Origin of the sequence: Mediterraneibacter agrestimuris (assembly GCF_943193195.1) — a bacterium.
In the GTDB taxonomy this organism is placed as follows: Bacteria; Bacillota; Clostridia; order Lachnospirales; family Lachnospiraceae; genus Schaedlerella; species Schaedlerella agrestimuris.
Genome location: NZ_CALPDG010000005.1, coordinates 20,574 through 40,827, shown reverse-complemented (window position 1 = coordinate 40,827; position 20,254 = coordinate 20,574). Strand labels below are relative to the sequence as shown.

The window sequence follows — 20,254 nt, the reverse complement described above, 5'->3', positions numbered from 1 at the left end:
GGCCGATAAAGTGATGACAGCAGTGGGTGATTCATGAAATAAGTGTGAAATGTCAGGTGGCTGTTTTATTTACAGGTGAAATGTGATACAATATACTAACTGTGTAAAATAGAACAGTGATAGAAATATACGAGGTGAAAATTAATGAAAAAGAAATTAGCAGCCGCAGCGTTGTGTATAGTAATGGCAGGTGCACTGACAGCATGCAGCAAAGAATTATCTAATGAGAACCTGACAATAAAGCAATATAAAGGCTTGGAAGTGAAGCAGGTAGAAGATACGGGAGAAGTGACAGACGCATATGTAGAAAATACAATGAACAGTTACCGGGGCGCATCTTTGGATACAGAGGGTACTGCAAAAGATGGAGATACTGTCCGTCTGGATTATGTGGGCAAGGTAGACGATGTGGCATTTGAAGGCGGAACTGCTCAGGGGGCAGAACTGGAACTTGGCTCAGGGGCTTATATAGGTGCGAACGGAGACTACAAGGGATTTGAAGAACAGATCGTAGGACATGATGTCGGTGAGACGTTTGACATTGAAGTAAAATTTCCGTCCAATTATCAAAATGCAGAGATGGCAGACAAGGTTGCTGTATTTACTGTAACTATTAAAGGTATTTATCCAGATATCACAGATGAATGGGTAACGGGAGTCAGTGAGAAGTCAAAGACCGTGGAGGAATTCAAAAAGGAAATCCGCGAGAATATCGAGAATTATAATAAGGAAAGGGTACAGTCCCAGCTTCGGTCTGAGGTGATGGATGCATTGCTTTCCAATGTTGATGTCAAAGAACTCCCGTCTGATGAGATAGACGAGGAAATTTCTCAGATGAACGAGTATTATGAGTCGATGGCAGAACAGTATGATGTGGAGTTTGCTGAGTTTTTGACTACTTATATGGGAATGGACGAAGAGGCATACAACGAGCAGGCAAAGAAAACGGCAGAACAGGCAGTTACCAGAAAGATTGCCTGTGATCTGATCGCAGACAAGCATAAGCTGGTGCCTTCCGATAAGGAATTGGAAGAAGAAATAAAAGAACTTGCAGAACAGGCAGGTATTGAAGACATTGACGAGTTTAAAAAGGTATATGGTGAAGATGTGATTTATAACAGTATTCTGCAGAGAAGAGTTGCAGATTATCTGGTAGAGAGTTGTGTACAGGTAGAGAAAGATGATACAGCAGACTCCGAAGAGTAGACACCAGTAGTGTTATAGAAGGACAGTAGTTTGGAAACACAACATACAGAATAAGGAGGGTGAAGCTATGAAACTGGAAAATGAGTTTCTATGTGTGGAGATTACAGAGGTGGGGGCAGAAGTGACCCGCATCTATGATAAGACAAGTGACACCGAGGTTCTCTGGAACGGTGATGCGAGGTTTTGGAAGCGGCATTCTCCGATTCTCTTTCCAAATGTAGGTAAGACATGGAATAATTCGGTAAGTATTGACGGTATGCAGTATCCGACTTCCCAGCACGGTTTTGCAAGGGATACACAGTTTGAGTGTGTGGAATCAGCAGAGGATTTTATCGTATTTCAGATGCGGTCAACGGAAGAAACAAAGAAGCTCTATCCGTATGATTTTGAACTATGCATTAGCTATCGCTTGAACGGCAAAGAACTGGATGTTGAGTGGCGGGTTAAGAACTGTACCGAAGGGAAGATGTATTTTACCATTGGAGGACATCCGGCATTTGCATTTGCAGGAAAAGACGAGGTAAAGACAGATTATTGCCTGGGATTTCCGGGCAAAGAAAAACTGGATTATCTTAAAATCGATTTGGCAACAGGAACCGGAATTCCGACACCAACATATCCGATGGAGCTCAAAGACGGATATCATCCGCTGAACGAGGAAATGTTTGAGATAGATACTTTTGTATTCGATGAAAGTCAGATAGAAGAGGCATGGCTGTGTAAAAAGGACGGCACACCGTATGTAGGTGTCCGATGTAAAGATTTTCCAAATTTTGGAATCTGGTCCCCGGCGGGCGCGCCATTCATCTGTTTAGAACCATGGTGCGGACGGTGTGATAATTATGGATTTGAGGGGGACATCTCCGAGAAACAGAATATCAATTGTCTGACCGGTGGAGAAACCTTCGAGAAAAAATATCAGATTGTGGTAGCGTAAGGATACAGTTCAGCATAGGAGTTTGCACTTGCTGCAAACTCCGTAAAAACGTGTGTTGGAGAAATAGAATCCGCCCTTTCACCGCAGGTGAACTTAAAATAGGGCGGATTCAGTGATTATGAAGCCGAAAGGCTGAATAGTTACAGCGTAAGAATAATCTGATACCTAAAGATTAGACAAAAGTCTGGGGCTGCTTAGGAACTGTTATAATATGAGTTTGAAGAAAGCGATAAATTAGATTTGATGGCGGAAAATAATTTGATTATAAGACAGGAAAGATTAGAAGATTATGATGCGGTATATCATATCGTAAAAGAAGCATTTGAAAGTGCAGAACATTCTGATGGAAACGAACAAGATTTAGTTGTTGAGTTGAGAAAAAGCAAGTCATTTATTCCTGAACTATCTCTTGTTGCTGTTGAAGATGGTAAAATCGTGGGACATATTCTTTTTACAAAAGCGCTTGTACAAGGTGTTGAGGTTCTTGCGCTTGCCCCTCTTTCAGTATTACCCGATTATCAAAATAAAGGGATTGGATTATCTTTGATGAAAGAAGGGCACGGTATTGCGCATAAATTGGGATATGAATATTCAGTTGTTTTGGGACATTCTAAATACTATATAAAGGCAGGCTATACTCCAGCAAGCAAGTATGGAATAAAAGCGCCATTTGAAGTTGAAGATGAAAGTTTTATGGCACTTAGTCTTAACGGAAGTCAAAACAAGCTAAATGGAATTATGGAGTATGATAAAGCTTTTGGGGTTGATATAAATTAGATTTTTTAATTTCGGATGATATACTAGTGCTTTTACAACAAGATACTGGAATTCTTATAACCACTCTGTCATTTTACAATATACTTTCTCACATCGCAAGATATCTTCTATTGCCACCCATTCGTCTGGCTGGTGGGCACATTCCAGATTCCCAGGACCATAAGACATACAGTTGTGGTTATTCAGAGTTCCTGCAATAACGGCAGTGTCCGTATAACCGGGAAAATGACTGATGACAGGTTCTTTTTGGGTAACAGTCCGGCAGACATCAGTCAGACATTTTAATAATGGAGAAGATTCCTCCTTCTCTACATATGGACGGTTTCCGGTTATCGTATAGGATGCGGTAATTCCGGGAACTTCTTTTTTTGCCCGGTGGATAGCATTCTCTACAATCTTATTGGCGGCGGAGGTATCCAGGGGAGGTACGAGCCGCATATCGATCCAGACCTTGGCGCTGTCCGGTACAACATAAGGACGATAACCGCCTGTAATCTGTCCGAATGTCACAGTCGACATACCCAGATCGGGATGTGTCGGAGCATTCTGGATATCCAGCCGGATGGAACGGATGACTTCAGCTATAGCGGCAATTGCGTCAGCGCCTTTCCACGGAGTGCTGGCATGGGCAGTATGTCCAGTCACTTCAATCTCATACCATGTACGTCCTTTGTGAGCCACCTGAATCTGCCCGTTGGTGGGTTCTGCATCGATGATCCAGTCTTTCTCTGTGACCCATGCGGAGCGGATACAGTGTTCGGAACCGCGCATAAAGTCTTCCTCGTCCACCGTACAAATAAGTTTCAAAGTGCGTACAGGCTTGCTGCCTTCTGTGGTCTGCTGATGAAGTGCATGGGAAAAAGCTGACAGGCAGCAGGCAAGCCCCGATTTCATATCACAGGAACCCCGTCCGTAAATGCGTCTGTCTTTCTCTGTGCCGCCAAAGGGCGGCAGTGTCCAGCCGCTTCCGGCTACAACGGTATCCATGTGACAGATCCACACCAATGCGGGAGCATCTGCGTCATTTCCGGGAAGTTCTGCCATTAAATTAAAACGTCCCGGAAGAACCTCTTCTTCGGTCAGTCGGATGAGTGGTGCAGGTGCGCTGCCTTCTGAAATGCCGGGGCAGGCATTCAGAGCATGCTTCTCAAGTGTTAGAAACCAGTCTTTGATCCATTTTTCAATAGCTCCTTCATAAGTTCCCGGGTCTGTACTTTCTATTTGTATTAATTGTTTAGTAAGGTCAACAGCCAATGTATGTAACATCAAAAAAATCTCCTTTCTTCTGCTATGTATTATTATAACAGGAAGAAGGAGATTTTCAATGGTTTAGCCAAACGGTGGATCTATTACAGTAACAGTGCAGCGCAGGACTTTGCACTTGCTGCAAAGTCCGTAAGAATTCTTGATGGAAAAATGGAATCCGCCCCTTCACCGCAGGTGAACTTAAAATAGGGCGGATTCAGTAACAGTTCAGCCGAAAGGCTGAACTGTTACCTGTTACAGGAAGATAAACTTTACTTCGCCGTCCATACCGTCTGCGATTCCGGAGAAGTTGTTATATGCTTTGGAGTTATCCAGCATATTATTTACTCTAGTAAGAAGTTCATCGAGGTCTCCGTCAAAGGCGTCTACCAGCTTCTGAATTCCATCTTGGTCGAATTGAATCATGCCGTCGTTTAAACGGGCGGCGCCGTCATCTAATTGCTGTATGCCATTGATTAATGTGCCGGAGCCATTCTGGAGTGTTCGGATGCCGGATACCAGTGTATTTGCACCGGTATTCAGGCTGCTGCTTCCGCCGGCAAGTTGGGCAGCGCCGTTATTTAGGAGATTTAGCCCGGCTGCCAGACCATTTTGACCATCTACACCGGCGGCAAGTCTGGAAGTGCCGTCCTTTAATTGGGAAATTCCAGCAGTGACCTGACCGCTCAGTCCGTTTTCGCCATTGACAGCTTGATTCAGTGCAGAAGCGCCGTCACGGAGACTGGAGATACCGGCTTCGGCATTTCCGGCATTCATTGCCGCATTGAGCTGGTCGGCAGCGGAAACAATACTAGGGGCTGCGCCGTTGCCTGTATTTAAAGCGGCGTCAAGCTGAGCGGCGCCTGCGGCAAGCCCCGGGTTGGCAGCAGTGCCGTCACCGGTATTTACTGCTGTATTCAGGATAGCGACAGAATCGACTAAGCCGCCTGTTCCGTTTATTTTGTCGTTTAATTCTCCTACGGCAGCCTGTAATTGCTGTATCATCATGGAACCGTCAGCGGAGGGCGCGGCATTACTTGCGGTGACAGCGTCTGCTGTTCCTGCAAGGGCATCTGCCTTGTCTGCCAGTCCGACAAGTGTACTTTGAAGCATACTATTGTCGATTACCGCATTGCCGGCATTTTCCCGCACCCACTGTTCATCGGACAATGTCTGGATTACGCTGCTGATACTTGCGGCGGCAGACTCATCGCCAATCAGTCCGTTGTCCAGCAGCGCCTGCAATGTGGCTATCTCATCATAGCTGTCTGTTCCTGCACCCGCGGAATAGGTGACAGGGGCTGTCTGTCCTGCCTGTTCAGCAGCGGCATAAAGTTCGCCCGCCAGACTGGAGGCATCTGTACTCAAAGCGGCAGCCAGACTGGAGACATCAGCCTGATCAGAAATGCCTGCATCGGCTGTCTGTGTTGTATTTAGTATTTCGTTCAACTGGCTGACCGCAGATCCGAGCATTTGTACATTTTCATTAAGGGACGCTGTACCCGCGCCAACTTGGGAAAGCCCGATGTTCAAAGCAGATGCTCCTGCACCGACTTGATGGAGTCCTTGGCTTAAAGCGGCAGTTCCGTCAGCTGCCTGACTGATTCCGCTGTCGAGAGCGTTTACACCATTTGACAGTGCAGGCAATCCTTCTGCGAGACTGCTCTGCATTTGCGAAACGCCTGTATCCAGTGCATGTATGCCGGGCAGAAGTTCCTCAGATACTTTGGAAGAGGCAGTGTAAAGTCCCGCGGAGAGTTCGTCAGCCCCGGATTTTAAGGTCAGTGTGCCGTCAGCAAGGGTGACGCTTCCGTCTGCAAGCTGGCTGATTCCGTCTGTCAGTGTGCCGGAAGAGGACAGTAATGTGTCCAGTCCTGTGCGGAGCTCTCCGCTGCCGTTTACAAGCTGTGCAGATGCATCCTGGAGCTGGCACATGGAGTCCTGAAGGTCTGTAAGACTGTCAAAACCATCGGTATCCAGATCATTGAACAAGCTGTTGGTTGCCACCGTCATTGCTTCAGCGGGTTCGTAATCGGTCACATCCGCTGCAATTTCAAAGTAGTCGGGGATTGTAAGAGTATCGGTCCCAAGCATTTCCGGAAGGGAGGGGATTCCAAAGCCGACAGCCATCTCCCGTTCTCCATCAGAAATGAGCCGTCCGTTTGTCACAGTGACATTTTTAAATATTGTGTTGTCCAGTACCATTCCTGTTGCCATCAAAAACGGTGTTGTCGTACCGTTGTTATCGCGGGTGTGGTTTTCATATGTGTAGCGGATGATCAGATGCCCGCTTTTTCCCTCTAATTCATCGGCGCGCACTTCTTTACCATCCAGCAGATAAGTAATCTTCACACCGACCGGAAGCGCCTTTGAAGTCGTTCCCTGATAGCAGATATCTGCGTTGTTTGTATTCCATACGAGGGCGCCGTCCTTAGAAGTAAATGTTTCGTCTCCTTTTACATTTTCAATATGTTCCAAATCAGATTTATCTGTGATTTTCCTGATATCGGAAATATTTTTCAGCTGGTCGGACACTGTTACATCAGTGACATCTCCGTTGGGGGCGATTGTGGCATAGACGGTTTCGCTTTTGTATGGTTTTGCAGTTTTGGTCTTGCTGTCGGGATCGGTTATCGTTTTATTGTCAGAATGGGCTGCAGTTTTACTGTCTGAATTGGTTTCAGTGGTCGTTTGGGCAGCCGGGGCAGCATCAGCAGCATACACCGGGACTGTTCCTCCGGTTAAGCTAAGGAGCAAAGTCCCGGTCAATGTAACGACTGCAATTAAGGTTCTGAATTCTCTGTTTTTCATGGTAAAACCTCCTTAAATTAGTTCTTGCTTTTGAGTAACAGTTATGTTGTCAGACTGAACAGTGGTATGTTTCATGTCTTTGGTTGTCGCGCAGATAATGCGGTCAAATACAATCAGCATAGATGGCAATATGAGGATTACAACAAACATGCTGATGATCGCGCCTCGTGCCATCAGTGTACAAAGTGCGGAAATCATGTCGATGTCGGAGTATAGACCGACACCAAAGGTTGCTGCGAAGAAGCCAAGCGCAGATACGATAACCGAGCTGATGGATGTTTGAACTGCGATCTGTACCGCTTCCCGTTTCTCTCTGCCTTTACAGCGTTCCTTTTTATAACGTGTTGTCATCAGTATGGCATAGTCAACCGTTGCGCCTAGCTGAATGGTTCCAATGACGATAGATGCGATAAACGGCATTTTCGTTCCGGTGAAATATGGAATTCCCAGATTGATAAAAATTGCAAATTCAATTACGGCAACAAGTATTACCGGAAGGCTGAAAGATTTGAACACAAAGGCAATGATCAGGAAGACAGCAATAATAGAAATTGTGCTGACTACCTTGAAGTCCTTATCTGTAATTGTGATCAAATCTTTTGTACACGGCGCTTCTCCAATCAGCATAGCGCCGCTGTCGTATTTCTTAATAATCTGGTTTAACCTGGTACATTGTTCATTGACTTCATCTGTGGCAGTTTTATATTCTGACTGTACAAGCATTAACTGCCATTCGCCGGATTTTAATGTGTCGGTCAGTTCCTTCGGAATTACATTTCTCGGAATGGAAGAACCGAGGAGACTGTCCAGACCGAGGGCAAATTTGACGCCCTTTACATCAGACATTTCGGCAAGCATAGCTTTGGCATCCTTGGAGGACATCTCTGCATCCGTAAGAACCATGTGTGTTGCGTTCATGTCAAATGTTTCCGCCAGCTTTTCGTTTGCCTTTATGCTGTCCAGATATTTTGGCAGTGTAGCGTCCAGATTGTAATAAACGTCCGCCTTTGTATACCCCCGGAATGCAGGAGCCAGTATAATCAAAAAGAGAAGTACAAAGACTTTGAAATGTTTTGTGATCCATTTCGCTGGCTTTTCCATATCCGGCATGATGGGGCGGTGCAAGGTCCTTTCAATTGCCCGGTCAAATATAAGCAGGATGGAGGGCAGAATGGTGACACAACTGATTACTCCGCAGATCACACCCTTTGCCATGACGATCCCAAGGTCTTTTCCAAGTGTAAAACTCATGAAGCACAGTGCGATAAATCCTGCAACCGTGGTAGTAGAGCTTCCGACCACAGATGAAAATGTATTGGAAATCGCATGTGCCATAGCACGGTTTTTATCGTCTGGAAACCGTTTCTGATTCTCCTGATAACTGTGCCAGAGGAAAATCGAGTAATCCATCGTGACCCCAAGCTGAAGTACCGCACTCAGCGCTTTTGTAATATAAGAGATTTCTCCGAGGAAGTAGTTGGTTCCCATATTGTAGAGGATTGCCATTCCGATACTTATCATAAAAAAGATTGGCAAGAGCCAACTGTCCATAAATGTTGCGAGGATAATACAGCAGAGGACAACTGCGATCAATACATAGACCGGTGTTTCCTTTTCCGCCAGATTCTTGATGTCGGTGACAACAGAGGACATACTGCTTAAAAAGCACTGTTTGCCTGTAACTCTGCGGATCTCTCCTATTGCATCAATGGTACTGTCTGCCGATGTGGTGTCATCGAAGAAAATTGCCATCAACGTAGCGCCGTCCTTATAGAAAATGTCCTTTATTTTCGAGGGCAGTGTGGAAATTGGAATCGAAGTATCCATAATGGAGTCGTACCATATTACATCTGCAACTCCGTCGACCTGTTCGATCTTTGACTTAACATCTGCCACTTCTTTGGTGGTCATGCCTTCCACAATCTCCATCGCAAAGGCGCCTTTTCCAAAATCGTCCTTTAGAATCTCCTGACCTTTCATTGTATCGATGTTGTCAGGCAGATAATAAAGAATGTCGTAGTTTACTCTTGTGTTCAGATACCCAAGCGCTGAAGGAATAAGAAGTAAAATACCAATAATGAGAATAACTGCTTTGTACTTTACAATCTTTTTGCCAGCTTTAATCATGTAAAATGCCTCCCTTTCATAATGAATTCTCGTTTTATCATAATTCTAAAATAATTATGACTAACGGTCATTTTTAAATTTATGTTAAACACTATATACTAAAACTGACCAAAAGTCAATAAATTAAATACAAAAAATTGACTTTTGGTCAATTTTTAGTTAATATAAGTATTATGGAAGAATAAATAGGTATATTTGGTTATTGCTCACTCAGGTCTGCGCATTTACTGCGCTGACCGTAAGAAAACATATAGCTGCAGGCAAAAATCTATTGCTAAAGGAGATTTTGCATGGATTTTTGCACGTTACTGTGAACGAAGTAAACAGTAACTATATTTGCATAATTCGGTATGTTAAAATAAGAGTGAAGCATAGGACATTACAATTATAATGGCGAGTCGCTGCCTGTAAAGAAAAACCCCTGTGGGCGCTTTTTTGTCTGCGATTGTGGTATAATGTAGTGAAACGAAATTATGGTATGATGTACGCGAACCATAATTTATTGAAATGTAATTGTGGTACAAGGTTATACAAATGTTGAAATATATATGCGGAAGGGATATGTTATGGGAAAGGTTGAAGAGAATAAACTTCAGAAACTAAATGCTTTGTTAAAGAGCTCATATGAGTTATTTGTGACGAAAGGAATCGCGCAGACATCAATTCATGATATTGTTCAGAAAGCCGGGGTGGCGAAGGGCACCTTTTACTTATATTTTAAGGACAAGTATGAAATCAGAGACCGGCTGGTTGTAAAAACAGCAGAACGGCTTTTTCTAAAAGCGTATGAGGAAGTTCAAAAAGAAGCGTTTCATGAGGGGGATACGGCTCGGATTTTTGAAGATAAGACGATTTTCCTTATTGATTATGTGCTGGAGGAGCTGAAAAAGAATAAGCTGATGTTACAGTTTCTGTCTAAGAACTTAAGCCGGGGGTTCTTTCATCTGGCATTGGAATCCCATGAGTATAGCTCAGAAGTGAAATTGATTGATTATTATTATAAAGTGCTTGAGGAGAATCCTACAGTTCATTTGCGGAATCCGGAAATTATGCTGTTTCTGATCGTGGAGCTGGCGGGTGCGGCATCGTTTAGTACTATTTTGGAAAATGACCCGATCAGCTTTGAGGAATTGAAGCCGGAGCTTTACAGTGCGATCCGGGCAATTATACGGAGTCATATTGAAGCAGACAAATAAAGAGGGAAAGTTATGATGAAAAGCAGAACTAGATTTTTTGTATTGTATGTTGGTATGATGGCTGCATTTATACTTCGGTATTTTTTAACAACGCAGATTAAGATGTATGAGATGGGAATCATAGATTCTATCTTGATCTGACTTTGGTTTTTGCGAAATGCGATTGACGCTTTTTACTATGTAATTGTACTTTTACTTTTGTTTGGTCTTTGCAGGACAGACTGGTTCAAATTACATTGGGAAGTTGTGTTTCTGATGCTTCCGGCACTTATATTACTGGTATCAGGTATTATGATCATCGAACCGTTTGCATGGATGTTTACAAATTCTGCGTATTGCATTCCCTTCGGTGCAATGCTGCTCTGCGCATTTTTATATAGGCTGCGTATATACAAGGCAACTTCCCGAAAGAAATAGAAGGGGCTGTCGGTGGTTTCTTTTATAGGCAGTTTCCCACCATGATGGTCTAGCATCAAGTAATAAAATTATAGAAGAGAATCGTACTGTGCAAATCGGAGCATAGGATTCTATAGCTACCAACGCCTGACGAGGATATGTTTGTAATGCAGGTTACAAGCATATTTTCATTGGGTGTTTTTTCGTGAAAAAGGAAGGAGGTGAAATCAGATGGTTGATAGGCGTTATCTGCTATTGAAAATGGTGGAGAGTTTAAGGTTCAAACTTTAGAACGTCTGGTCTCATCTTTGGATGTGTCAGAACAGCATATTATGCATGGAGAAACTGAAAATATAAAAGTTTAATGAAAATAAATAAAAATGAATATTTTGTATTGCTGTACGTATAATAATATTTAAAAAGAGAGAAAAATGGTAATAATCATGGACAAAATATCGAAATTGGTATAAAATAGTAGAGCGAGTAAAAAGTATATATGTGTTAGGAGAATAAGACCATGGAAAATAAATATAAAGTAAGAATTATGCGCTCTGAAATATGCAATATAAAAAACGTTGCGTACGGAGATGTTAAGTATATGAATTATGGAAGTATAAATAAAAAAGCAATGTGTGGTAAAACAGACATTGTAGGCATTTATGGACAGAATGGTTCCGGGAAAACAGCATTAGTAGAATCATTAGATATGTTAAGACAGATACTTACAGGAAGTCCTGTAAATTACGAAATGTATGAAGGTATTTTGTCAAAAGACGGTTCTAGCGGTATCCGTACCGAATTCTTTGTTTGGATTGGAGAAGAAAAATATAAGGTGGTTTACCAAGCTTCTTTACGGGTAGATGAGAAAGAAAAGGCAATTCAAATTTATATGGAGGAATTGCGGTATTGGAAGCGAGGGGTGTCCTGGAAATCGGAACGGGATATTTCTTTTTGTAATCCATATTATGGAGATGCGGATGTTTTAGAAACACATAATATAAGTGTAACATCTAATCATTTATCAAGTTTAAGCGCGATTCCTTTTTTGACAAATATGCAGAATTTAGCGCTTATTTGTGCACAGAAAAATATTTCTGTTTTTTTTAATCAACTTGTAAAGACCAATATTGAAAAACTAGAAGACAGTATGGAAGTTAAAGTTTTTAGAAATGTTATTTTAGGCATATTACAGTTTGCTTATGTTGACTTTAATGTGATTAAAGTTAATCAGTTAGGTACTATCAATAATAATCAGATTATACCAATTAATGTGCACAAGGAGACCGAAACAGAGATTATGCAGGCGATTATGCCGCTTGCCATTTCAGGTGTAACAGAAATACCGCAAGAGGATTATGTACAGGTGAAAATAGTTGTTGATGCAATTAATATGGCAATTAAATCAGTAATACCTAATTTACAGATTCGATTGAAAGAGAAAATGGAATTAGAGCGTCCTGATGGAACAAAGGCAATTCAGGTAGAGGTATATTCTGTTAGAGATGGAAAAGAATTTTTGCTGCGATATGAATCTGAAGGAATTAAACGTATTATATCTATTTTGAATTACCTTATATCTGTATACAATAATGAGGGGGTTTGTCTGATTGTTGATGAACTGGATTCTGGAATATTTGAATATTTGCTCGGAGAATTGCTGGGTATGATGCATAGTGAGATGAAAGGACAGTTGATATTTACATCACATAATCTGCGTATACTGGAAAAGCTAGATGCAAAAAATATTGTATGTTCAACTGTCAATCCGGAAAATCGCTATATCAGATTGAAGGGGATTGAAAAGAATCATAATAAGAGAGATTTTTATATTCGCGCAATTACAGTTGGAGGACAAAACGAAGAGTTGTACGATGAGGATGATCTGCTTGCGATGGGATATGCATTCCGAAAAGCGGGAAAAGTTGGAACAGGACAAAGTAAATTGACATTTTCCTCTGATTTTGAGAAGAGACTTCAAGAGTCTGAGAACAGGGGGTAACTATGGAAAAAGAGAAAAAAACGATTATCTTTATTGTTGAAGGTTCATCGGATAAGGCGGCTTTGGAAAATATTTTTAAAAAAATATACAGAAGAAATAAGGAAATTGACTTTGGATTTACAAATGGAGATATAACAAGTGATCCAACAGTAACTATAGCTAATGTTGAGAATAGAATATATGAAACTGTTCAGGAAGTAGTTAAAGATAAGAAATTAAAGAATTCGGATGTTATTCAAATTGTTCAAATATTTGATATGGATGGGGCATATATTCCAGATTCCGCTATCGTAAATGGACCAACATACGCATTTGAATATTCGACTATTAATATTAGCTGTACTTACCCACAGCGTGCAATAGAAAGAAACAAAGGGAAGAGAGAGATATTGGAATATTTATTGAATCAGACGATGATAAAATCATTTCCATATGAAATGTATTTTATGTCTTGTAATCTGGATCATGCCTTGTACAATGAGATTAATTTAGACAAAGATTTAAAGCAAGAATATGCGGATGAATTTTATGAGAAATTTATAGGAAAAGAATATCTGTTTCCAGTATTCCTGGAGTCAGATGTTGTAAATGAGGTACCTGATAATATGGGTGCATCATGGAGGTATATCAAAGAAGGTTTACATTCTTTGGAGAGGCATACTAATTTACATATCTACTTTAAAACACATCCTAATCCAGATGGATTGTTGTAACTCATAAAACATAAGAACAGTAATAGATCATAAAAGGTCTGTTACCGTTCTTTTTTACTTTATAGGAAATTGTGACTTTTAGTAATGAAGAAAAACATACGTTCATCGAACATATGTTAGATAGAAATAAAATTAAGTGTAACAAAAAGACGATAATCTCAAAAAATGTAAAAACCTTCTTCACCAAAATCATCGTCAAGCGCGTCATCATTTAGGCAATAATCCATATCAAGAAGCATTGGCAGGGAAATATAGGGCATGCATGCAGCTGGGATGAGAGGACACAGAAGAACCATTATTTGATGGAGCAGATAGCAGATTTTATGAAACAGCTATATGAATATTTTTATCTGGAAAAAAATGAAATAAAAAAGCTCCAAAAAAATATATCTTCTGAACTATTAGCCAGCTTTGGTCGGCAACTAACAGAAATAGAAGATATAGAAGCTAAGCTGCATAAAGTAGTCCTAAACTAAGATAATTTTAGCAAAGAAGGTGATGTTTGCCAAGAGGAAATCAAAAATTTATACATTTTTTGGAATTTATTCATTGAGGGGACACTGTAGCCATATGATGTGGATAACTTCCTGAATTATAGAACAAAGTGTTAAAACAAGAGATTTCTTGAAAATGGCAAGTCATAAAATAAGTTTACCTTTCAAAGCTGGTATAAAAACTAGATAGTTGACTTTTACAGTACATTTACTATAATATACTTAACAAGACAACTGGGAAAGATGGGTGCACTCCATCCGACCCGGGCAAATTATTTAAGTAACTATCGAAATAGTCGTCCTAGTCTTTGTCAGGGAGCAGGACGGCTATTTTCTATGTGTATTCTCCGGCTTCATATTTAAATTATGCGCTTTTGACTCTGGGGCGTTACATATCTTTCAAAATATTTCTTACAACCTGATCTTGAATTCCCTCGGTTTTCTCATGTTCTACCTTATAATCTGTATATCTGGCGCATACATAGAGATAGTCCGACAGGCGGTTGATATACTGAACTGCTTTTGCGTCTGCGCCGTAGTTTTGTGATACTCTGCGGAAACGGCGTTCGGCACGTCTTGCCACGGCTCTTGCCACATCCAGTCTTGCAGATAGTTCACAGCCGCCGTATAGGACAAATTCCTTTGCTCTTGGAAATGCCTGTTCCATTTCATCAATGGCATGTTCCAATGAGGCTGTTTCTTTATCGGAGAAACGGTAATTCAACTCCCGGGGATCTGCAACTCCCGCCATAATCTGAATGAGATTTCTCTGGATATGTGAGAGGTTTTCTTTTAATTCCCCATCTGAGAGAACCTTTGCCAGTCCAATGTGGCTGCTCAGTTCGTCAATGGTACCTACCAGTTCGATACGGTCGTCAGATTTGGAGACGCTAATGCCGTTCATCAGAGAGGTGTTTCCTTTGTCTCCGGTTTTTGTGTAGATTTTCATGGCTTTTCTATCCTCCTAAAGTGAAAGCACTCTTTTTGCTTTTCAACTGTTTGTCTCTGCACATTATGAGAGTGTTTTCCATCACGCTTTCTTACGGGGCTGCGGCATGTGCAAACTCCTATACCCATACGGGCATCCCATAACTCATACCTGCGGTGGGCGGACTTCGTCCGATAAAGTATGCTGAACTGTTATTGAGAGTACCTGTCTTTAAAGGGCAGCTTCTTGATTGCCCGCGCGCTGTTTGCTCCGATGTTCCGGCATTGCAGACGTGTTGGGTTTAAATAACTTTCGATATTGCGCCCTTTTTCCAGACCGCGCATTTTCAGGCAAACGGCAGTGCCGAAGATACCGATACCGGAACCGAGCATGGAATCGCGGGATGCTTTGTAAGCGAGCTTTTCCATACATTCGTCCGGAAATTCTGTGGTGTCATAGAAGACTCCCTCTTCTTCGATTCCTGCACAGACCTCCTTTAATACAGAAGGATCTGCTTCATGTGTATAAATAAATATAGAAGGTTTTTTGATTATCATACTAATAAGTTCCTATATTCCAAAGACTCTGTCAGCCGCACAAAATCCCAATATCAAAAGCAATAAAAGGGATTCTTTATTGTGACTGTGAATGTATTAAACAGTTATGGTTTTATTTCGCTTCCCCCAAATAAGACAGTACAAGTCCGGTTGCCACAGCATTTCTCGGTCCTTCGTTGCCGCGGATATTGCCGCGTCCGCATACGATCCGGTAATCGGTAAAGGCCTCGGTGAGCATTTCAGGGATTTCAAAATCCTCTGCCGAACCGCCTACTAGGACGACAGTAGAAATATTTTTGAGGTTGTGCTGCGGTGCAACCTTGCGAAGCGCCCGGAAAGCATTGGTAATAAATACCTTGCGCTTTGCGTCCCGGCGTATTTGAACAATCTTTTCCATCGGAATCTCTTCTTCAATCCGGACAAGTCCGTTTTCTGTCAGGAGAACGACTCTTCCGAAGAAACGGGGATCAATGGATTCGTCCACAAAGGTCATCTGCCCGTTTTCCATCCGCATGTGGAAGAGACTTTCTACTTTTGCAAGGGGATATTTCTTGATCTGCTCCGCAATGTGTCTGTCGCTTAAGCCTAATTCAGTCTGAATCAGCATGGAAACCAGTTCCCCGGCTCCCGCCTGATGGGTCATGGTCACACTGCCGTTGCCGGAAATAATAGCAGCATCGGTAGAGCCTCCGCCCATATCGAGGATTGCAAGAGGGAGCTTTGTTCCCGGTGTTGTCAGCGCACCGAGACTTGCCATGATGGCTTCTACACCCGCCACCCGGACTTCAGTATTCAGTTCTGTGTTCAGACGGGCGGCGATTTCCTGCATGGGGAGCTTCTGTGTTTTCACCATAGCGGCGATACCGACCGCTTTTTCCAGGCAGGTTTCTCCAGCCAATGCGCCGGAGATCAAAACAGGCGCAAGAGTATCAACGGCAAGAATATCGGTAATGCGGATATCTGCATCACTGCTCCTGTCTAAATCTCCCATACCGGTACGGATACGGGAAAGCATATTGCCTACATTCGTATCCGGCTGTCCGCTGATGTCATGGATATCGCCTGCTTCAGCGGCTGCATGCATAATCTTATCAGCGCCTTCATCTAAGCTGATGGTAATATTTTTATCACCATAAAAATAAATTTCTCCAGCCGGAAGGACATTTTCGTGTATATTCCCACCCGGAGTCTTCAAAACAACGGCGCTCCGTTTGCCGATTAAGCTCTTTGCAATTGGCGTCACGGTGCGTGTCTCCGTGGCATCTAAGCCAAGCAGAGTAGCGATTCCGTAAGGATTCGAGAGCATACGAATAGTCTGACCCGGGAGCGCGACTTCAATCGCCGCGGGAACGCCGTCGGGAAGACGGTCGATCCGGCGGACCTCATCGATAATTGGCAGCTTCCGGCGGATTCTGTTCTCTACAAGTACGGCTTCGTCTGCCTGCAGGATAATGCCTGCAATGTTCAGCTCTTCGTGCTGATTGACGATCGCCGCAATTTCCTCATAAGTGTGTTCTGCGGATGCCGCCAGAATATAGGCGGTATCTGTAGATGCTCTGGAAATGTTCTCAATCAAAAGAACTTCACCGACTGCCTGTCCCACACCGGCTGGGGTGGAGGGATTGTGTCCGATCATGGAGGAATCCGTGATGACAGTTTCTGTCAAGGTTTCCATAGCAGTGTCGCCGATGACAGGGGCGGCTTCGTTAAGGCGCACCAGATCAAGGTCTGAGGTTTCGCGGCCAATCCGGCTCATTGCCATTTTCAACGCATTTTTAACAGAATATACATTTTCAATGGTACCCTTTGTGCCTGTTGTAGGACAGGACGCGCTTGTTAAAAATGACAGATTGCCATTCTGGGTTACTTCGCCAATACATACTTCAGTTGTGGAATTTCCGATATCAACTCCTGCGATATAACTCAAAGTAAAATTCCCCTCTTTTCATATACTTCTGCGGCTTCCATCACGAGACGCGCGCAGTTTTTTGCATGATATTTTTCCAGAAGTTCCTGTGCCATCAGAACCAGCTCCAGCTTTGTGGAACGGTTCGGACGCAGCTTATCGTACATTTTCAAGATCACATCGTCCGGTACGTCTACCAGCTCGGCAGCACGTTCAAAGTTCTTTTCCATAGGCGCGTTGTCTGTGTCTAAAGCAACCTGTCCCTGTGCTTTTAAGATTTCTTTGGAAATCTTGATGTCATCCGGTGCAATATGGTCTTTCATAACCTCATCCAATGTGATATCGGTGAATTTCTTACCGGTTTTGGACGTGATTTTTTCTTTTTCATGTTCTGTTAAAGGATATTTCATTTATCTGCCCTCCCATTCCACAGCGCCGATTTCCGGGTCAAGCTGTTCTGTCTCTGCAATGTGCATGATTGCTGCCTTGACTTGATACTTCGGTCTGGACATCGGGTCGTTGGTACATGGAATCGGAACGACCTGTTCGCCTTTGACATATTTGGCTGCATTCTGTCCAATCTGACGGTATGTTTCCAGCGTCATAAGAGGCGCCTGCGGAAACAGCTCCAGATTGGAGAGCGGGTACAGATCTTTCTGATGAATTACGGTAGTTCCTTTGGACTGGATACCGACGCCGATACCGGAACCGGAATATTTAGCAGCTTCCAGAGCCATGAAACATACATCAGAAGTATCCAGGATCTTGATTACACGGGGAATCATTCCCTCTTCTTCGATACCCGCTTTTATATTTCTTAATACTTCATCCAGCGGAATGCCGCAGATGGTCTTGGTAATCTCTTTCTGGAAAGCGGCGCCTACACCGATCACAACTTCCTTCGGGTCGGTGCCTTTCTTTGCGCGCGGGTAATCCGCATAAGAAGTCTTGGCTTCGTTGATCCGGTCTCTGCCAGCCATGGAAGGAATTTCATGGGCGGAGACTTCAAAACCGGAGGAGACGTTCGCCTGAGACATCTGACTCAATACTGCGCTTGTAATCTGTCTTACTAAATCTTCATTAATCTGCATATGCTTGCTCCTCCTTTCTTATATCTCATTTGGGTTGATGATGTGCGGAATCTTCTTGATCTCTTCCCAGCGGTCACCGTCCACACGGTATCCGGTTCCGGGTCCCATGTAGTCGTTCGGTGTGTTGACGCCGGATAATACATGAAAATCCTTGTCAAGAATTGCGGCGGTCTGCATATAGTCGCCTGCAACACGCTGCTTTAACATACTTAGAACACTCTCAGCCACATCTTCAAATCCAGTCTCGGCAAGCGCTTTGACTACATCGATACCTGTAATTCCACGCTTTAATACGTCCTCGGCAGCCGCCAGATCCGCAGTAACATCACGGGGAAGTGTGTCCTTACTTCCATGGGCATAAGTAACGGCTTCTACCTGCTCGTCCGATACCGGAGAAAGTCCCAGATTACGGAATACTGCCTGAACGGCGCGGGCAGCCTTGTTTCTTACATGGATGACCTGTTCTTCGGTAACCGGCTTAAGTCCGCCGTCTACCTGCATATCTCTTTGGAGTACATTATAATCGTCAAAATCTTCTGCGTCAAAATTAGAACCTGCAAACATATTGTCGTAGTTCGGTTCTGCCGCATATCCTGAAAAAATGAAATCCGTTCCCGGAAGGAATTCCAGCATAGTTCTTGCTGTACGGCGCATATCAGAATTGGAGAAGCTCTGGTCATTGGAAGAAGCGCATTCCAATCCTAACAGGGCTGCCACAAGGTTCTCAGAAAGCACTTCACGGATGCCGGCTGGAACAGAACCTGTTACACCGATACAGCTTACAGAGCCGTTCTGAATACCCTGGCTTCCAGCTCCTTTGGTGACGAAAAGACAACGGCATTCCAGATACAGCATGGATTTCTTTTCACTGCTTCCCATCAGCACTTCAGAACCGGAACCGGAGGTGAAACGGACCTTTAATCCTCTGGATGCGTATGCGGAGTTCAAAAATGCCTTGGAATACGGAGTATCATCTCCGTCGATAAATACCTTTTCCGTACCATATACGGAAAGTGTTTCTGCATAGGTTGTCAAACCACGGATTCCCAGTTCCAATTCAGTAGCTTCTTCGGCGGAACACTGAGTCAGCACGCCCGGGCGTCCAACCTGTGAACCAATCAGAAGAGCCATGGCGCTTAGTGGTGCGTAACGGGCAACGCCCATCGTCGTTTCCTCTTCAGCAAATCCACGGAGTGCGCCTTCTGCCGCATCAGCGGCAATCTGTACCGGATCATCCTTTAGGTTGGTAATGTGTGCCTGATTTCCTGGCGTCCTTCTGGCGCGGATCTTCTGCATTCCCATCATAAGCTCTACTACATTCAAGTGATTCATAACTTCCGTCATCTTTGCCGGAGTAATACCGGAAATCAGTTCAAGGATATCCTTCCTGGAAATGTGGATATCCACGATCATTCTTGCAATATCTAAGGAAGATACTGCCATGGATTTCTCAGTTCTTTCAATATTAATTGCATAATCTGCAATGAACTGGTCGATAAAATCAAATTCTTTACGGCATTTGCCATCCAGTTCTACAATCTTGCCGTCCGCCACCTTCACAGATGGTTTCGGGTCGTAGGGACTGTTCATTGCCGCAAATCCCATCTCCGGCCATTCATTGATGTAGCCGTCCAGATTAACCGGACGGGCATCCAGTGCTTCAATTCGTTTTGAACGTTTCATAATAACTGTCTCCTTACGGAAAATCTGTGCGGCGCTGTCTGAGAAATGGTAGCTGCTGCAGTCGTTTCTGTATGTTTGCAGAAATGTAAGCTATAAAATACAGCAGCGCGCACACCTGATGTTGTTGTGTGTGTCTGTCCGAATACAGACTCGGACATTTATATCTTGAATTATACTACAATCACAAC

At 43.2% G+C, this 20,254-nt stretch carries 17 protein-coding genes; 8 read left to right on the top strand and 9 right to left on the bottom strand.

What is annotated here, in order from left to right:
- Positions 1 to 144 precede the first annotated feature (144 nt).
- From tig to NFS18_RS04325, 3 genes are all read left to right on the top strand, one after another.
- Positions 145 to 1,206, top strand: a complete 1,062-nt coding sequence (gene tig, locus NFS18_RS04335; protein ID WP_251388321.1) for a trigger factor — start codon at positions 145 to 147, stop codon at positions 1,204 to 1,206.
- Between the two features lie 67 nt (positions 1,207 to 1,273).
- On the top strand, positions 1,274 to 2,143 hold the full coding sequence (locus NFS18_RS04330) for an aldose 1-epimerase family protein (RefSeq protein ID WP_251388320.1): 870 nt from the start codon (positions 1,274 to 1,276) through the stop codon (positions 2,141 to 2,143).
- A gap of 258 nt (positions 2,144 to 2,401) precedes the next feature.
- Positions 2,402 to 2,920: a GNAT family N-acetyltransferase gene (locus NFS18_RS04325; RefSeq protein ID WP_251388318.1), complete on the top strand. Its 519-nt coding sequence runs from the start codon at positions 2,402 to 2,404 to the stop codon at positions 2,918 to 2,920.
- 54 nt (positions 2,921 to 2,974) lie between these two features.
- On the opposite strand, the gene NFS18_RS04320 is transcribed toward NFS18_RS04325, so the two are convergent.
- The 3 genes from NFS18_RS04320 to NFS18_RS04310 all read right to left on the bottom strand — a co-directional run bounded on the left by NFS18_RS04320 (position 2,975) and on the right by NFS18_RS04310 (position 9,103).
- Positions 2,975 to 4,186, bottom strand: coding sequence for a M20 family metallopeptidase (locus tag NFS18_RS04320; RefSeq protein WP_251388315.1), 1,212 nt, complete (start codon positions 4,184 to 4,186; stop codon positions 2,975 to 2,977).
- Positions 4,187 to 4,420: 234 nt separating this feature from the next.
- On the bottom strand, positions 4,421 to 6,976 hold the full coding sequence (locus NFS18_RS04315; protein ID WP_251388313.1) for an autotransporter outer membrane beta-barrel domain-containing protein: 2,556 nt from the start codon (positions 6,974 to 6,976) through the stop codon (positions 4,421 to 4,423).
- Positions 6,977 to 6,988: 12 nt separating this feature from the next.
- The gene (locus tag NFS18_RS04310) at positions 6,989 to 9,103 is read right to left on the bottom strand and encodes an efflux RND transporter permease subunit (protein ID WP_251388311.1); all 2,115 of its coding nucleotides are present in this window, start codon (positions 9,101 to 9,103) and stop codon (positions 6,989 to 6,991) included.
- Between the two features lie 566 nt (positions 9,104 to 9,669).
- Here NFS18_RS04310 and NFS18_RS04305 point away from each other — a divergent pair.
- The 5 genes from NFS18_RS04305 to NFS18_RS04290 all read left to right on the top strand — a co-directional run bounded on the left by NFS18_RS04305 (position 9,670) and on the right by NFS18_RS04290 (position 13,883).
- On the top strand, positions 9,670 to 10,299 hold the full coding sequence (locus NFS18_RS04305) for a TetR/AcrR family transcriptional regulator (RefSeq protein WP_251388309.1): 630 nt from the start codon (positions 9,670 to 9,672) through the stop codon (positions 10,297 to 10,299).
- A 12-nt stretch (positions 10,300 to 10,311) separates the two neighbouring features.
- Positions 10,312 to 10,440 (top strand): hypothetical protein, encoded by a 129-nt coding sequence (locus tag NFS18_RS19350; RefSeq protein WP_277613528.1) that lies wholly within the window; start codon positions 10,312 to 10,314, stop codon positions 10,438 to 10,440.
- A gap of 772 nt (positions 10,441 to 11,212) precedes the next feature.
- Positions 11,213 to 12,694, top strand: coding sequence for an AAA family ATPase (locus NFS18_RS04300; protein WP_251388307.1), 1,482 nt, complete (start codon positions 11,213 to 11,215; stop codon positions 12,692 to 12,694).
- 2 nt (positions 12,695 to 12,696) lie between these two features.
- Positions 12,697 to 13,407 (top strand): hypothetical protein, encoded by a 711-nt coding sequence (locus tag NFS18_RS04295; protein ID WP_251388305.1) that lies wholly within the window; start codon positions 12,697 to 12,699, stop codon positions 13,405 to 13,407.
- 302 nt (positions 13,408 to 13,709) lie between these two features.
- Positions 13,710 to 13,883: a hypothetical protein gene (locus NFS18_RS04290; RefSeq protein ID WP_251388303.1), complete on the top strand. Its 174-nt coding sequence runs from the start codon at positions 13,710 to 13,712 to the stop codon at positions 13,881 to 13,883.
- Between the two features lie 406 nt (positions 13,884 to 14,289).
- Here the strand turns inward: NFS18_RS04290 and NFS18_RS04285 are convergent, their stop codons facing one another.
- The 6 genes from NFS18_RS04285 to NFS18_RS04260 all read right to left on the bottom strand — a co-directional run bounded on the left by NFS18_RS04285 (position 14,290) and on the right by NFS18_RS04260 (position 20,066).
- Entirely contained in the window at positions 14,290 to 14,850 is a 561-nt protein-coding gene (locus tag NFS18_RS04285) for a cob(I)yrinic acid a,c-diamide adenosyltransferase (RefSeq protein WP_251388301.1), read from the bottom strand.
- A gap of 191 nt (positions 14,851 to 15,041) precedes the next feature.
- Entirely contained in the window at positions 15,042 to 15,386 is a 345-nt protein-coding gene (locus tag NFS18_RS04280; RefSeq protein ID WP_251388300.1) for a glycerol dehydratase reactivase beta/small subunit family protein, read from the bottom strand.
- 112 nt (positions 15,387 to 15,498) lie between these two features.
- On the bottom strand, positions 15,499 to 17,313 hold the full coding sequence (locus NFS18_RS04275; RefSeq protein WP_251388298.1) for a diol dehydratase reactivase subunit alpha: 1,815 nt from the start codon (positions 17,311 to 17,313) through the stop codon (positions 15,499 to 15,501).
- Complete coding sequence (locus NFS18_RS04270; RefSeq protein ID WP_251388296.1) at positions 17,310 to 17,702, bottom strand: diol dehydratase small subunit; 393 nt, start codon at positions 17,700 to 17,702, stop codon at positions 17,310 to 17,312. Before NFS18_RS04270 ends, NFS18_RS04275 begins: the two co-directional genes overlap by 4 nt.
- Complete coding sequence (locus tag NFS18_RS04265; RefSeq protein WP_251388294.1) at positions 17,703 to 18,383, bottom strand: propanediol/glycerol family dehydratase medium subunit; 681 nt, start codon at positions 18,381 to 18,383, stop codon at positions 17,703 to 17,705.
- An 18-nt stretch (positions 18,384 to 18,401) separates the two neighbouring features.
- Entirely contained in the window at positions 18,402 to 20,066 is a 1,665-nt protein-coding gene (locus NFS18_RS04260) for a propanediol/glycerol family dehydratase large subunit (RefSeq protein ID WP_251388292.1), read from the bottom strand.
- Positions 20,067 to 20,254: the final 188 nt, after the last annotated feature.

What these genes read in the sequence shown, in the direction of transcription:
- NFS18_RS04280 (WP_251388300.1), bottom strand. Translation starts at nt 15,386, where the DNA reads ATGATAATCAAAAAACCTTCTATATTTATTTATACACATGAAGCAGAT.
- tig (WP_251388321.1), top strand. Translation starts at nt 145, where the DNA reads ATGAAAAAGAAATTAGCAGCCGCAGCGTTGTGTATAGTAATGGCAGGT.
- NFS18_RS04285 (WP_251388301.1), bottom strand. Translation starts at nt 14,850, where the DNA reads ATGAAAATCTACACAAAAACCGGAGACAAAGGAAACACCTCTCTGATG.
- NFS18_RS04330 (WP_251388320.1), top strand. Translation starts at nt 1,274, where the DNA reads ATGAAACTGGAAAATGAGTTTCTATGTGTGGAGATTACAGAGGTGGGG.
- NFS18_RS04315 (WP_251388313.1), bottom strand. Translation starts at nt 6,976, where the DNA reads ATGAAAAACAGAGAATTCAGAACCTTAATTGCAGTCGTTACATTGACC.
- NFS18_RS04305 (WP_251388309.1), top strand. Translation starts at nt 9,670, where the DNA reads ATGGGAAAGGTTGAAGAGAATAAACTTCAGAAACTAAATGCTTTGTTA.
- NFS18_RS04265 (WP_251388294.1), bottom strand. Translation starts at nt 18,383, where the DNA reads ATGCAGATTAATGAAGATTTAGTAAGACAGATTACAAGCGCAGTATTG.
- NFS18_RS04270 (WP_251388296.1), bottom strand. Translation starts at nt 17,702, where the DNA reads ATGAAATATCCTTTAACAGAACATGAAAAAGAAAAAATCACGTCCAAA.
- NFS18_RS04290 (WP_251388303.1), top strand. Translation starts at nt 13,710, where the DNA reads ATGGAGCAGATAGCAGATTTTATGAAACAGCTATATGAATATTTTTAT.
- NFS18_RS19350 (WP_277613528.1), top strand. Translation starts at nt 10,312, where the DNA reads ATGATGAAAAGCAGAACTAGATTTTTTGTATTGTATGTTGGTATGATG.
- NFS18_RS04300 (WP_251388307.1), top strand. Translation starts at nt 11,213, where the DNA reads ATGGAAAATAAATATAAAGTAAGAATTATGCGCTCTGAAATATGCAAT.
- NFS18_RS04295 (WP_251388305.1), top strand. Translation starts at nt 12,697, where the DNA reads ATGGAAAAAGAGAAAAAAACGATTATCTTTATTGTTGAAGGTTCATCG.
- NFS18_RS04320 (WP_251388315.1), bottom strand. Translation starts at nt 4,186, where the DNA reads ATGTTACATACATTGGCTGTTGACCTTACTAAACAATTAATACAAATA.
- NFS18_RS04310 (WP_251388311.1), bottom strand. Translation starts at nt 9,103, where the DNA reads ATGATTAAAGCTGGCAAAAAGATTGTAAAGTACAAAGCAGTTATTCTC.
- NFS18_RS04260 (WP_251388292.1), bottom strand. Translation starts at nt 20,066, where the DNA reads ATGAAACGTTCAAAACGAATTGAAGCACTGGATGCCCGTCCGGTTAAT.